Here is a 13,104-nt window from a genome sequence, read left to right on the forward strand (position 1 = left end):
GCTTTAATGCAGAAATTAGATTCTTTTTGTAAAAGAGCTTACTAAGATTTGCTCGCCGATGGCTTAATTCTCCCGTCAACTATAATTTCAGGGACTTTCTTGCCAGATTCTACATCTCTTTGTCTTCGTTTTTTTAGATTTTCAAAGGCCGTAATTTTGTCTGTATTTCTAATAACTAAAAGGATGCTGTGGCTCGCCCCTTCGGCTTCATTATAGATGGGCAGTTGGGCTGCGTAAGCATGGCTTAAATTATTTTTTGTGTATTTGATCTCTACGTTGACCTTGGCTTTGCCACTAGATAATTTAAAGTCAACAGGTCCACGACCAGCATCTGATTCTGGACTTAAATCCAGACTATTTGCATTACAATAGGCTTCCGCAATTCCAAAAAATAAGCGCTGAGCAAATCTTTCATGTTTGCATTGATCATACTTATCCCAGAATACGATTGACAACCCATTTTTTTCAACAAGTTTTTTGAAATGATTACAAATTACAACAACCATTTCAAGAATATTTTCAGGAGAAACTACTTTATCAGTCTCAATCGAAAGAGGATATTTCTTAGAATACTCTTGTGCTATTTCTAGCCAATTAAATTCACCTAAAGGATCTTCTACAAAATCATAAGGCTCGGTTCTACTGGCTTTATACAACTCAATGAGTTCTCTTAAAGCATCAGGATTATCGATAAAGAGGCGCTTCAGTTCTGATTTTCTTAAACTCTTAAAAGCCTTTTCCCATTCTTCTCCTATCATTGAGTTTATTTGACTACGTAGTTTGGAGTTATGATCAACAACTTCATCAATATCGCTTCTATCGTTTGCGACGGGAAAATCATTAAGTATTTCTTGCGGTATCAGAATTAAGGGGTTTTTTGTCCTCTTGTTAATTGGAAGTAAATATTCAACTCCACTTAATTCTACTTTTTGAGATTCTAGCTTTAACTTAGTCGCTTGATTTTCTGAGTATTTAGCAAGGTCAGGCAACATGATCCTTGCAGTCATATCGCTAACTCTATCCGCGCCTATATTCTCTTCTAACAAACCAATAATCTCAAACATTTCAGGATCAGTTATTCCTACTTCGATTATTTCACGAGCAGTGACCGCTAAATTTCTTGCTAGTTCTGGACCTATACCTCTCCCAGAATTTCCCTCGCTTGAATAGCCAAGACTCAAGAAGCCAGGCTCTTTGAAAGTCAGTAACCTCACAGCATTACGGAAAAATATATCCTCACTACTCTTGGATTTGACTAATGTTTTAATTATTTTTTCAAAGTGCTTTCTAAAGTTCTCATATGAACCTTTTAATTCTTGAATATGTGTTTGCTTTAAAGGTCTTGGATCTAAATATAATCCTGAATCAATTCCAATAAAACCGTTAAAAATTTTTTCTCGATCAAGTACCTCTGCCGAGACGTCTAGTACTTGGTTCAATTTATGTGTAGTTTGTTTACCCATATTAATTCAAGAAAACCTCAATGAATGCTAAGACCCACGCGGGTATAGCGTTAAGTCTATATTTTCGAGGTTGACTGCTTGCGTTATTTTTAGTGACTGTTTCTGGTCAGGCTAACAATTACTTAGAGAGAAACTTTCTGCCCAACACCCTAATTAGGGTGATTAGGTGAAAAAATTCAGTATAGCCATTATCTCTAGGGAAGTCGAATTGTTTAGGTTTTGTTTCCTGCCTATCAGCAGGCATTTGCACTTGACGGCAGGATAAGGCGGTTAACTGCTGCGAGAGCGTTGCTGTTTGAATCGATTTTGCAGGCAAATCTGACTCAAGACAGAACAGGTGAGCATTGACTTGGGGTTGTAGGCGTAGCTCAGGGCGGCAAACCAGCATTACGTTACAAGACACCGCTGGCATCTGCAAAAAGTTTCCTCACACAGTTGACGTCTGCTTAGAGCACACCGTATTCTCATTCATTAAGCTGTCGTGCGCGGCAGCCTAGACACAGAACTCATGGACTTAGCGCCGCCTGCAAGTGTTCTCAGCACAAACAGGCGACTGTTCCCCCGAAGCTGGTACAAGCAGTTCGGAGGCTTGGAGGTTAGTTTACCTCCCCTGCCGCCCCGATTGCACACAACCACGGGGCTGCTAGGAAAGTGAGTTCTGGTTTCCTAGTTCACACTACATAGGGACCAGAACCACATGTTTCAATCGAATGATTTGGGCGCTCAGCCGCCCACAGTTCCCCCTGCCCAATCTTCTCAACCTAAACCAAGGCGAGAGAAAGTTACCAACGTGCTTTACGGCAGTTTGGAAGCACTTGATCGCATGACCAAGCAGCTGCATACGCTCCACTATGCCGACCCCAACGACTGGAGCGACCCCATTCCCAGCGGCAGAGACAGCCAGTGGATGGTGGTTTTGATTAAGCATCTGCTGATTGAATAAGCCTTTATACAAGTAGAGGCTGTTTGAGAAGTAGTTTCGTAGGTTGGGTTTTGCCGAGCCTCAACACCAACCTACGGAATTAAACCAAGGCACTAATGCAAACGGTGTAACGGTTGGCCCTATCCAAAACAGCGGCCCTCTGCTACTAAAGAGGTGTGATTTACCGAGAGCTTTCATGCCTGACCTGCCAACGCCGCGCCAGATTATCGAAACGCTGCTGCCTCAGCTTCGCGTTGCGGCTGCTTACGCCTACGAAATTCAGTCTAGAATCGCCTCTCTCCCCTCTAAAGATGCCGACAACTTCTTCGGGGCGGCCCTATCCGATGCCGACCTCTCGGTTCAGACCTTTATCGAAGTCGCCATGCTAGGGCTGTTTCCCCAGGTGCGATTTTTTGGAGAGGAGCACGAAAAGACCTACAACACCAAGTACTTTCGGGGCATTACCCTAGGCGAGCAGGACGACTACCTGGTGACGCTCGACCCGATTGACGGCACTCGCTTTTACCTAGATGGGCACTCAAATTTTCAGATTATTTTGTCGGTGCTAAACCGGGATGACTTTGAGGGTGCGATCGCAATTACCCCTGCCCAAAACATCTACTACTACGCGCTCCGAGGGCAGGGGGCCTTTAAGGGTCACCTGCACGATTCTTTGGAAGACTGCGTGCCTTTGCAGGTTGAGTCTCCTCAAAATGCGGTTTTCTTGGGCTTTAGTATGGGCGGTCTAGCCAAACCCTTGCAGGATCGCTACTCAGTCATCAGCGTCAGCACCGACTATTCCCAGCAGACCCGAATTCCCAGCGTCAACGGCCTGCTCAGCGGCGAAATTTCGGGGGCAGTGCTAGCCAAAGGTAACTTCATCGATGGGGCAGCTCTGGCCTTTATTGCCCGTGAAATGGGCTATATCGCCACTACCTTAGACGGTTCACCCTTTCCGCCGCTGCATACCTGTGAGAACTACCAGCTTCCTGGCCTAGTGATCGCAGCAACGGAGCAGATCTTGATGGATCTGCTCCGCGCAGTTAAAGCTCAGCTCTAGCTTAGAAGTCTTGATCTTCTAAGACTTCCTCCTCCGCTTCATCTCCCGGCTCAACTTCAATGGGAGCCGCGTTGCCCGACATAAGCTTTTGCTTTAGCGCCTGCTCAATGTCCTGGGCAACCTGGGGATTTTCTTTCATGTAGATAATGGCATTGTCGCGGCCCTGACTGATGTTTTCGCCGTTGTAGCTATACCAGGCTCCCTTGCGGGTGACAATGCCGTTTTGCTCAGCCAGATCGACCAGACAGCCGATGGTTGAGATACCTTCCCCAAAGATCACGTCAAACTCAGCTATGCGGAAGGGAGGGGCCACCTTGTTTTTAGCCACCTTCACCTTGGCCCGAATGCCAAACTCCTCAGTACCCTTTTTCAGGGTTTGGATGCGGCGAATATCGAGCCGCACCGAGGCATAAAACTTAAGGGCATTGCCGCCGGTTGTGGTTTCTGGGTTGCCGTAGGAAACACCGATCTTGAGCCGGAGCTGGTTGAGGAAAATTACAGTACAGCCAGATTTGCCGATGTTGCCGGTAATTTTCCGCAGGGCTTGGCTCATGAGGCGGGCCTGTAGGCCGACGTGAGTATCGCCCATTTCACCTTCGATTTCGGCGCGAGGCACCAGGGCCGCTACCGAGTCCACCACCACAATATCTACCGCAGAGGATCGCACCAGCTGATCGACGATCTCTAGGCCCACTTCTCCAGTATCGGGTTGAGCGACCAACAGTTCTTCAATGTTGACGCCCAGTCTCTTGGAGTACTCTGGGTCGAGAGCATGTTCAGCATCGACAAAGGCAGCGGTGCCCCCCGCTTTTTGGACTTCTGCGATCGCATGTAGCGCCAGCGTCGTCTTACCAGAGCTCTCTGGCCCATAGATCTCAATTACTCGGCCCTTAGGCAAGCCGCCCCCCAGCGCCAAATCTAGCGTTAGCGCTCCAGTTGAGATTGTCTCCACCTTCATCCGGCCCGCGTCGCCCAGCCGCATGATGGAGCCTTTGCCGAAGTTTCGCTCAATCTGGCTTAGCACCAGGCTGAGCGCTTTTTGTTTATCGGAGTTATCCGCTGAAGCCTTAGCCATGCGCCTCTCACTCAAAGAATTATGCAGCAACAAAAAGTACGTGTCGCAACCGTTAGGTGCTAGTCTACCGGGAAACTTAGCCTTTGAATGGCTGACCTTTCCATACAAATGTACTATACCAGTATAGTCCTATTCAAGGGTTTATTGCATCCTTAAACTAAGAGTGCCCCGTTTGATCCGGTTGATCCTTTCGGTTGTTCCTGATGGATGCGTTTGCCCCTAACTTTTCGATCTCTTCCTTTGCCCTCAGCGTTGCTGGGCTGACGGAGTATATCAAGGCCGTCTTAGAGGAAAACAGCACCCTGCGGCAGGTTTGGGTTGTTGGCGAAGTCTCTAGCACCAAGTCACACTCCAGCGGCCTATTTTTTACCCTGCAAGACGAAGCGGGCACAGCGACAATTAACTGCGTAGCCTGGCGCAGCCAGCTGACCAAGCTCGCCAACCTACCTGAGATAGGTGCTCAAATTACTGTGCTGGGCAGCGTTCGGGTCTACCCTCAGCGCAGCAACTATCAGCTCACCGTTTGGCAGGTGCTGCCTACGGGCGACGGGCTGCGGGCGCTACGCTACCGTCAGCTACGCCAGCAGCTAACAGCAGAGGGCCTGTTTGACCCAGAGCGCAAGCGGCTCTTGCCGCGCTACCCCACCGCTTTGGCGGTAGTTACGTCCCCCCAAGCGGCTGCCTGGGGAGATATTCAGCGCACCTTGCAGCAGCACCATCCTGGCCTGCCCGTCATCTTTTCTCCGGCCACGGTACAGGGCGATCAAGCGCCTGCCTCTATTGTTCGCGCTCTGCAGCGAGTGGCTAAAGATGGTCGGGCTGATGTGCTGTTGCTGTCTCGTGGTGGCGGCGCAACTGAGGATCTAGACTGCTTTAACGATGAGCGAGTCGTGCGAGCGGTGGCTGCCTGCCCGATTCCAGTCATCACAGGAATTGGGCACCAGAGAGACGAGTCTCTGGCCGATTTAGCAGCAGACGTGTGTGCCCACACGCCCACAGCTGCCGTTGCCATAGCAGTACCCGCGCTAGAGACCTGGCTAGCCGAACACCAAGAGCGGCTGCACCAGATCACGCTACTGATGCAGGAAACGCTGTACGAAGCAGATCTTAAGAGCGGATCTCTGCGGCAGCGGCTGCAGCGCCTACGCCTAGATCGCCAGGTGCACCAAGAGCAGACCCGTCTAAGGCAGCTCAAGCGGCGGCTGGCTCAGGCCGTACAGGTGCGGCTGCGGCAGGCCGAAGACCGCTGCACCGCCCTACAGGAGCAGCTAACGACGCTAGATCCAGAGTCTGTCTTGCGGCGGGGCTATGCTCTGGTGCGGGCAGAAGGGGGCGAAGTGGTGACTCAGGCCAGCGCTTTGAACACGGGGCAATCCCTTAGCATTCAGCTAGCTCAGGGCCGCTTGACAGCTCAAATCACAGCCATTGAAGCCGATGACCCAGGCCCCTAACCCCTAATTTTGTAAAGATTACCTGTAAAGATACCTTGTAAGGAACTGGCCTCATGCCCGCTAAATCTACTCGCAAATCGGCTCCCGACGACTGGAATTATGAGGTCGCTGTCAGCGAAGTCGAAACCCTAATTGCCCAGCTAGAAGCGGGCGAGCTGCCTCTAGCAGATGTGTTTACCCAGTTTGAAAAGGCAGTGACCGTGCTCCAGCAGTGCGAAACCTATCTCACTGCAAAGCGGCAGCAGGTAGACCTGCTGATTGAAACGTTAGAAGAAGCTTAAACTAGGGCCGAGGCGGCTGGACTGGTTCGATTTTCCCAGGATCGACGGCCTCTGGCTTGAGTTCTCTACCCATCAGGGCCATTACCGCTTCTTGGGGCGTGATTTCTCCCTTGAGCAGGCAGTGTACCTGATAGGAAATTGGGGCATAGATGTTTTCCCGCTGGGCAATCGCCATCAGCACGTGGGCCGTGTTGACCCCTTCGGCAGTGCTGCCCAGATCTTCTAAAATTTGCTCCAGCGGCTTGCCTTGGGCTAGCCCGCAGCCGACTCGGTAATTGCGGCTTAGGGGGCTGGTGCAGGTGGCTAGCATATCGCCCAAGCCCGATAGGCCAAAGAAGGTATCGGGCCGTCCGCCTAAATGAGTGCCAATACGAATGACCTCGGGCAGGGCGCGGGTGATTAGGGCAGCGCGGGCATTGTAGCCCAGGTTGAGGCCGTCGCACACACCGACTGCGATCGCAATTACATTCTTCAGCGTGCCCCCCAGTTCAGCCCCCAGCGGATCACTGCTGCTGTAGACCCGAAAGGTTTCAGAGGCGAAGACGCGCTGTAGCGTGGCTGCTGCCGCTGCCGTCTCACTCGCCACTACCGTTGCCGCAGGCAGATCCGCCTCAATCTCCTTTGACAGGTTAGGCCCCGATAGCACTACCACAGGATGGCCGGGAAACGCCTGTTTGAAAATACGCGATGGCGTTAGGGTCGTGGCTGGGTCTAACCCCTTGGTAGCGGTTCCCAAAATGCTGCTCTCCGGCAAGTTGAGTGCAACTAGCCGCTCTACCAGTTCAGGCACCCCTTTCATCGGAATGACCGAGAGAATCACCTCAGCTTCGGCCACTGCCGCCTCAAGGCTTAAGGTACCTCGCCGCGACCAGAGACGCACCTGGTGGCCGTTGTGGGTAGCCAGCCGAGACAGGGCCATGCCCCATGCCCCTGCCCCCAAAATTGCCAGCGTCACTGGCTCTGAATTTAGCTCAGGAAACGGTCGAGTCAACGCAGCCATAAATCAGACTAAAGTCGCAACCATAGCGTACCGCACCAGCGCAACCCTCAGCCTGCCAGTAGTGGGCAAACGTTAACCCTCGGGAAGAAGTACAAAAAGAAGTAAAAAAGGAGACATCGATAGGGGCGTTATCCCCTAGCCGCAACTTTCCCGATTGAGCGAAAGTCTCTCACTGGAAAGATGAGGGAACAAAGCTTTACGTTCCACAATGATTGCTTTCAAGCTGCTGTGGCAGAGAGTAAAATACTTTTTTGCTTTCCGTCCTTCTGAAACGAAGAGTTTACGGCATCCTCGTATTTATACGTAGGGATTTCTGTAACAGACCGCTTTGGAATGCTGTCTAAATACTGTTTATCTGTTCCCTGTCTAGACAATCCATGAATACTGTGTATCCAGTCAGGCTATTTATCCGCAACAAAGCTCGAGACAAGCTGTTAGAAGCCCTCGGCGGCAACCCGTCTGAGGTGTCTCTCGATGGCTCTCTGCTCTGGGATGTAACCAATACGCTGCTGCAGCCCACAACCAGCCCCAACCTGTACCGCCCCTACCCCTCACGAGATTTGGCTGCTCAAGTCGAAGAACAGACAGCGGATGAGATCGCTTCAGCCTACATCCGAATCAAGCAGCAGGCCACTAATCCCCTAGTGCAGCGACTCAACCAGCTGCTGTGACGGGCTCCATTTCTCCAACGACTTGCGGCTTACTGCCAAAGAACTTACGGGGCCAAAAATCATCACTCCGGTCGCCAACTGCTTAGACAGTTGGCGACGGCTTCTTTTTGGGTTGCCCCAGACTCGCGTTTTACCCTAATGGGCTCACTTCAGCAGCGGTTCTAGGTCAAGGTGAGACTCGATAGTGTCGGCCAGTGCATTTAGCATGGCCTCCCGCTGCTCTCGGTAGTTGGGAATACCGGTTGGCATCGAACCTAGGCCGCGCTGCTGGCGCAACCGGTTGAGCCAGGCTCGTCGCCAAGGCCCGTTGTCAAACACGCCGTGCAGGTAGGTGCCCCAGAGGGAAAGGGAGTTGTCCACCACGCCCAGACTGCGATCGTCAAACAAAAACTCAAACTTGGTGCCGTTTTCGTCTTGGCCCTCAGAGAGAATGAGCTGAGTGCGCCCTTGGTGAAGCTCGTAGCCAGAGACAGGTAGCCCCTCTTGAGGAAATCGAGAGCTGACTGTGCGCTGGCGAGCTATCTTCTGTTGGGTGATTACGGTTCGTAGGGGAAACATTCCTAGACCCTGAAAGCGGCCTTCGTGACCTTCTAATCCTTCCGGGTCGGCCAGAAACTGGCCCATCATTTGAAATCCGCCGCAAATCCCCATGATTGTGCCGCCAGCGGCAACGTAGTTTTGCAGAGATTCGGCCATGCCTGAGCGCTGCAGCTGCAACAGATCGGCAATTGTGGTCTTGGTGCCCGGCAAAATCACGGCATCGGGGTAGCCCAAGGTTTCTTTAGGACTGAGGTAAACCACCCGAACGCTGGGTTCCGATTCTAACGGGTCAAAGTCGGTAAAGTTGGAAATTCGGGGCAGGCGAATGACGGCAACGGTTACCTCTGCCTGTCCATTACCGCCAGGATTACGATCCATCAGCGATAGAGAGTCTTCTGCCGGGAAGGCTTCTTCAAGCCACGGAATCACGCCAAGAACGGGAATTCCGGTGCGTTCCTGCAGCCACTCAATACCGGGCTGAAGCAGCTCTAGCTGGCCGCGAAACTTATTGATGATAATGCCTTTGACTAAGGCGCGTTCGTCTGGGTCAAGCAGCTCCAGGGTGCCAACAATATGGGCAAACACGCCGCCTCGATCAATGTCGGCGACCAAAACGGTAGGGGCCTGCAGGTGCTTAGCCACCCGCATGTTGGTTAAGTCGCGATGCTTGAGATTGATCTCGGCAGGGCTGCCGGCCCCTTCACACACCACAAAGTCAAAATCCTGACTAAGGCGGGTCAGGCTTTCCTGAATAGCCTGCCAGCCCAGGTCAAAAAACTTCTCGTAATATTGGCTCGCGGTGGTGCGGCCAACGGGTCGGCCCTTAAGAATGACTTGGGAAGTCATGTCACCCTGGGGCTTAAGCAGAATGGGGTTCATCTCAACCTGGGGCGGCACTCCAGCAGCCCAAGACTGAACCGCCTGAGCATAGCCTACTTCGGCTCCGCTCGCGGTGACATAGGAGTTAAGGGCCATATTTTGCCCCTTAAAAGGGGCAACTCGCCAACCTCGGCGGCTCAAGATTCGACAGAGCGCTGTCGTAATCAACGATTTTCCGGCATGAGATGAAGTTCCCACGACCATAATCGCTTTCATGCAAAGTCTCCAAGGGTAGTTGTGGGGGTGACAACCATCAGGAAAGGTAACCGGAGAGAGGGCTAAAATCGGGTCCAATCTCAGGGGCATCTAGAGACTGAATACTGTCGCAAAACCTACTGTAGCCAGCCAGGAAAGCGCAGCCAGCGGCTCAACGCATTATATATGTGATCCCTGAGCCCCGACTGGAAATCCGGAAAACCCTCTGCCTCAAATTTTTCCAGGAGCTGCCGACCCAGCGGGGTGAGGCGAAAACTATCGGTAAGGCCTTGACCATCGACTTCTCGGCGCAGCAGCCCGACCGCTATTAGCCACATCAGCTCGCCGTCAGCCGTTAGCTCTGACAAGGGGGCGCGGGTATAGCCGTTGTGAATGCCGCGGTTGTCGGTAATAGTGCGCAGGGAGACACTTTGCGATCGCATATCCGCCAGCAGCTTGGGCCTAAAGGGTGAACACCGCAGAGCCCTTTCGGCCCGCCGTCTAGTTTCAGTAGGGTATTCAATGGCGTCCATTGGCCCAGACTTGGTGGATGTCATACTCCGCTGCTCGCTACCATCTTTACAATTCTAGTCTGCTTATTTGACTGCTTAATTTTGGCACCGTGATTTTGACTGAAGAAAGCCTATTTCGTAACAAGAGATACTTTTGGGATGCGGATTGCTTGCTATCAATACAGTCAAGCAATTACAGCGTAGAAGCCTAGGGGCACGCTTTAGACCACTTGTTAGAGCATTTTTAGAATAGGAAGCTTCTAGGGTTCCGGTTTTGGTCTGCTGCCGCAGTCAAAATGTGCTGGTCCGAGAGAAGCAGCTGGTTATAAATGGGGACTCGTTCAACTTGACCCCATTTTGATCGGTCACACGGCGGGATAAAAGCCCGGGAGGCATAGCGGAGCATTTAGCCGCTGGCTTCCTGGGCTTCGTTGTATTGTTCTATTGTCACTTCTGTACCGTCACCTTCTACCCAAAAATCATGAGCGATAATCCACTTTTTCAAAGTCCAGGTGCAGGCGGTGAGTCTGAGGCTAGACGCGCCCTCGATCTCGAAACCCATCTTCCTCTAACCGGTTGGCAGCAGGAAGTTTCTAAAGGTTTAGAGTACGGCTTAGAAGCTGCCGAAAGCATACAAGACCGCACCATTTCCACTTTTTCACGGGGAGAACTGCCTCACTATGCAGGCATCAATACCTTTTTGAAAGCTCCCTATTTGGAAGATGTCCGCAGAGTTGGTGAGTACAATGTTGCCATTGTCGGAGTACCCCACGACTCGGGAACAACCTATCGGCCCGGCACCCGTTTTGGCCCCCAGGGTATTCGCCGTATCTCCGCTCTCTATACCCCCTACAACTTTGAGTTTGGCGTAGATCTGCGCGAGCAAATTACCCTCTGCGATGTCGGCGATATCTTTACCATCCCAGGTAATAACGAAAAGTCCTTTGACCAGATTTCCAAGGGCATTGCTCACGTTTTTAGCTCGGGTGCATTTCCCATTATTTTGGGCGGCGACCACTCTATTGGCTTTCCCACCGTGCGAGGCGTGTGCCGCCATTTAGGTGACAAGAAAGTAGGCATTATTCACTTCGATCGCCATGTAGATACCCAGGAAACTGACCTGGATGAACGGATGCACACCTGCCCCTGGTTCCATGCCACCAACATGGCCAATGCCCCAGCCAAAAACCTGGTACAGCTCGGTATCGGCGGTTGGCAGGTACCTCGCCAAGGAGTCAAAGTCTGTCGAGAGCGCGGCACCAACATCCTAACCGTCACCGACATCACCGAAATGGGCCTCGATGCTGCCGCCGACTTTGCCCTAGAGCGCGCCCTCGACGGCACCGACTGCGTCTACATCAGCTTCGACATCGACTGTATCGACGCAGGCTTTGTCCCCGGCACCGGCTGGCCCGAACCAGGCGGCCTGCTGCCCCGCGAAGTTCTCTACCTGCTGAAGAAAATCATTCGCAATGCTCCTGTCTGCGGCCTCGAAGTAGTCGAAGTCTCCCCCCCCTACGACGTCAGTGACATGACTGCCCTCATGGCCACCCGCGTCATCTGTGACGCTATGGCTCACCTGGTCGTCTCCGGCCAACTCCCTCGCCGGGAAAAACCAGCCTACATCCATACCGAGGCCAACATGAACGTGGATCAGAAGTGGCGCTAGAAACCTATGCACGAGACTGATATGACCAAGGCCCTCATCATCACCGTGCGAGACTGGTGGGCGTCTCAGCCGGAGCGGCCTAAGGTTTCCAAAATCCACCTGATTGTGGGGCAGTTTACCTGCGTTGAACCAGCCGGTTTACAGTTTGCTTTTGAGGTACAAACCCGAGGAACTTTCCTGGAAGGAGCCGAATTGGTGATTCGGGAAACACCGCTGATTGCCTTTTGCCATGCCTGTCAGAGCGAATATCGGCCCGAGATCGGCCTCCACTATGGCTGTCCCAGCTGCAATGCCCCGATGGACGACATTCGCTCTGGCCGGGAATTGAAAATCGATCGGATCGAATACGGCTCGCCGGTTAGCACTTCGTAGAGATGCGATGAATCAAACGCGACTCAATCAAGACCCAATTAATCGCGTCTCTACCTTCCCACACTACCCACCCGACTTTTGGAGAAACCATGCATCAAACCTTTGACGAAGCCCTAGGCATCAACCTTCTCCATGCCAACCAGGAAGGGGCAGACCACAACCGCGCCCACTTCGACGGGTGGGACATCACCTGCCTCAACATCATGAGCAGCCCAGGAGCAGGTAAAACGGCGCTGCTGGAGAAGACCCTAGCCGCCCTTAGCTCTGAACTCAAGATTGCCGTTATTGAAGGCGATATGACCACAGAGCTAGACGCCGACCGGCTACGGCAGTATGGAGTACCCGTTATCGCTATCAACACGGGCCGCGCCTGCCACCTCGATGCGCGGATGGTGGCAGGCGGCATTCACCAGCTAGAGCATCAGCACAATCCAGCAGGTCTTGATCTAGTGCTGGTCGAAAACGTTGGCAATCTGGTGTGCCCAGCAGAGTTTGAAGTGGGGGAGCACGGTAAGGTAGCGCTGCTTAGCGTCACCGAAGGCGAAGACAAACCTCTGAAATATCCGGTGATGTTTAGAGAGGCAGATGTACTTCTGATCACAAAAATCGATCTGGCTCCCTATTTAGACGTAGATCTCAACCAAATTGCCGCCAATGCCCGCCAAATCAATCCTCAAGTTAAAATCATTCCCGTCTCCGCCAAAACCGAGGAAGGACTAGCAGCCTGGTTCGACTGGATCCGCGCTGCTGTAGGTAAGAGGTCGCCCCAACTCGTCTCTAGTGCTGATACCGCAAGACCTTGAGGGAATCGGGATGCCTACTTGAGCACCGAAAACTCAAAGTAAAAGGAGATGCAGTTAAACTGCATCTCCCCATAGGATCTACCGAAACTTGAAATCCGTGTTTAGGCCAAATGCACTGACCTACTCTAGATAGCTATAGCTTCAGCTATAGCTGAACTTTTCAGCTTTTCATCTTCGAGCACGTGAAGAAGCAACCCACTACCCCAAAGCA

13 protein-coding genes are annotated in these 13,104 nt (G+C 52.2%); 8 read left to right on the forward strand and 5 right to left on the reverse strand.

Features of this window, described 5'->3' with window-relative positions:
- Positions 1–41 precede the first annotated feature (41 nt).
- The gene (locus H6G13_RS21275) at positions 42–1,463 is read right to left on the reverse strand and encodes a hypothetical protein (protein ID WP_190486553.1); all 1,422 of its coding nucleotides are present in this window, start codon (positions 1,461–1,463) and stop codon (positions 42–44) included.
- A gap of 697 nt (positions 1,464–2,160) precedes the next feature.
- Here H6G13_RS21275 and H6G13_RS21280 point away from each other — a divergent pair.
- A complete protein-coding gene (locus H6G13_RS21280) occupies positions 2,161–2,406 on the forward strand; it encodes a hypothetical protein (protein ID WP_190487058.1) in 246 nt (81 codons plus the stop codon).
- 175 nt (positions 2,407–2,581) lie between these two features.
- Positions 2,582–3,445 carry an inositol monophosphatase family protein gene (locus H6G13_RS21285; protein WP_190486555.1) on the forward strand — a complete coding sequence of 288 codons (864 nt, stop codon included), beginning with the start codon at positions 2,582–2,584 and terminating at the stop codon, positions 3,443–3,445.
- Position 3,446: 1 nt separating this feature from the next.
- On the opposite strand, the gene recA is transcribed toward H6G13_RS21285, so the two are convergent.
- Positions 3,447–4,520, reverse strand: coding sequence for a recombinase RecA (gene recA / locus H6G13_RS21290; RefSeq protein WP_190486558.1), 1,074 nt, complete (start codon positions 4,518–4,520; stop codon positions 3,447–3,449).
- Between the two features lie 203 nt (positions 4,521–4,723).
- Between recA and xseA the strand changes: the two genes are divergently transcribed.
- Positions 4,724–5,971: an exodeoxyribonuclease VII large subunit gene (gene xseA / locus H6G13_RS21295; RefSeq protein ID WP_190486560.1), complete on the forward strand. Its 1,248-nt coding sequence runs from the start codon at positions 4,724–4,726 to the stop codon at positions 5,969–5,971.
- 53 nt (positions 5,972–6,024) lie between these two features.
- Positions 6,025–6,252, forward strand: a complete 228-nt coding sequence (xseB, locus tag H6G13_RS21300; protein WP_190486564.1) for an exodeoxyribonuclease VII small subunit — start codon at positions 6,025–6,027, stop codon at positions 6,250–6,252.
- A 1-nt stretch (position 6,253) separates the two neighbouring features.
- Here the strand turns inward: xseB and H6G13_RS21305 are convergent, their stop codons facing one another.
- Positions 6,254–7,252, reverse strand: coding sequence for an NAD(P)H-dependent glycerol-3-phosphate dehydrogenase (locus tag H6G13_RS21305; RefSeq protein WP_190486566.1), 999 nt, complete (start codon positions 7,250–7,252; stop codon positions 6,254–6,256).
- A 377-nt stretch (positions 7,253–7,629) separates the two neighbouring features.
- On the opposite strand from H6G13_RS21305, the gene H6G13_RS21310 reads away from it, so the two are divergent.
- Positions 7,630–7,923 carry a hypothetical protein gene (locus H6G13_RS21310; RefSeq protein WP_190486568.1) on the forward strand — a complete coding sequence of 98 codons (294 nt, stop codon included), beginning with the start codon at positions 7,630–7,632 and terminating at the stop codon, positions 7,921–7,923.
- A 144-nt stretch (positions 7,924–8,067) separates the two neighbouring features.
- Here the strand turns inward: H6G13_RS21310 and cobQ are convergent, their stop codons facing one another.
- On the reverse strand, positions 8,068–9,558 hold the full coding sequence (gene cobQ, locus H6G13_RS21315) for a cobyric acid synthase CobQ (protein WP_190486570.1): 1,491 nt from the start codon (positions 9,556–9,558) through the stop codon (positions 8,068–8,070).
- A gap of 116 nt (positions 9,559–9,674) precedes the next feature.
- Positions 9,675–10,094, reverse strand: a complete 420-nt coding sequence (locus H6G13_RS21320) for an Npun_F0494 family protein (protein WP_190486572.1) — start codon at positions 10,092–10,094, stop codon at positions 9,675–9,677.
- Between the two features lie 436 nt (positions 10,095–10,530).
- On the opposite strand from H6G13_RS21320, the gene speB reads away from it, so the two are divergent.
- From speB to hypB, 3 genes are all read left to right on the forward strand, one after another.
- Positions 10,531–11,718 (forward strand): agmatinase, encoded by a 1,188-nt coding sequence (gene speB / locus H6G13_RS21325; protein WP_190486574.1) that lies wholly within the window; start codon positions 10,531–10,533, stop codon positions 11,716–11,718.
- Positions 11,719–11,724: 6 nt separating this feature from the next.
- Positions 11,725–12,090, forward strand: coding sequence for a hydrogenase maturation nickel metallochaperone HypA (hypA, locus tag H6G13_RS21330; protein ID WP_190486576.1), 366 nt, complete (start codon positions 11,725–11,727; stop codon positions 12,088–12,090).
- Positions 12,091–12,179: 89 nt separating this feature from the next.
- Positions 12,180–12,893 carry a hydrogenase nickel incorporation protein HypB gene (hypB, locus tag H6G13_RS21335; protein WP_190486578.1) on the forward strand — a complete coding sequence of 238 codons (714 nt, stop codon included), beginning with the start codon at positions 12,180–12,182 and terminating at the stop codon, positions 12,891–12,893.
- Positions 12,894–13,104: the final 211 nt, after the last annotated feature.

Source organism: Pseudanabaena sp. FACHB-2040, assembly GCF_014696715.1.
Lineage (GTDB): Bacteria > Cyanobacteriota > Cyanobacteriia > Phormidesmidales > Phormidesmidaceae > JACVSF01.

Excerpts from the sequence above, each read along its gene's own strand:
- hypB (WP_190486578.1), top strand. The coding sequence starts at position 12,180 with ATGCATCAAACCTTTGACGAAGCCCTAGGCATCAACCTTCTCCATGCC.
- H6G13_RS21285 (WP_190486555.1), top strand. The coding sequence starts at position 2,582 with ATGCCTGACCTGCCAACGCCGCGCCAGATTATCGAAACGCTGCTGCCT.
- xseA (WP_190486560.1), top strand. The coding sequence starts at position 4,724 with ATGGATGCGTTTGCCCCTAACTTTTCGATCTCTTCCTTTGCCCTCAGC.
- xseB (WP_190486564.1), top strand. The coding sequence starts at position 6,025 with ATGCCCGCTAAATCTACTCGCAAATCGGCTCCCGACGACTGGAATTAT.
- speB (WP_190486574.1), top strand. The coding sequence starts at position 10,531 with ATGAGCGATAATCCACTTTTTCAAAGTCCAGGTGCAGGCGGTGAGTCT.
- cobQ (WP_190486570.1), bottom strand. The coding sequence starts at position 9,558 with ATGAAAGCGATTATGGTCGTGGGAACTTCATCTCATGCCGGAAAATCG.
- H6G13_RS21275 (WP_190486553.1), bottom strand. The coding sequence starts at position 1,463 with ATGGGTAAACAAACTACACATAAATTGAACCAAGTACTAGACGTCTCG.
- H6G13_RS21310 (WP_190486568.1), top strand. The coding sequence starts at position 7,630 with ATGAATACTGTGTATCCAGTCAGGCTATTTATCCGCAACAAAGCTCGA.
- H6G13_RS21280 (WP_190487058.1), top strand. The coding sequence starts at position 2,161 with ATGTTTCAATCGAATGATTTGGGCGCTCAGCCGCCCACAGTTCCCCCT.
- H6G13_RS21320 (WP_190486572.1), bottom strand. The coding sequence starts at position 10,094 with ATGACATCCACCAAGTCTGGGCCAATGGACGCCATTGAATACCCTACT.
- hypA (WP_190486576.1), top strand. The coding sequence starts at position 11,725 with ATGCACGAGACTGATATGACCAAGGCCCTCATCATCACCGTGCGAGAC.
- recA (WP_190486558.1), bottom strand. The coding sequence starts at position 4,520 with ATGGCTAAGGCTTCAGCGGATAACTCCGATAAACAAAAAGCGCTCAGC.
- H6G13_RS21305 (WP_190486566.1), bottom strand. The coding sequence starts at position 7,252 with ATGGCTGCGTTGACTCGACCGTTTCCTGAGCTAAATTCAGAGCCAGTG.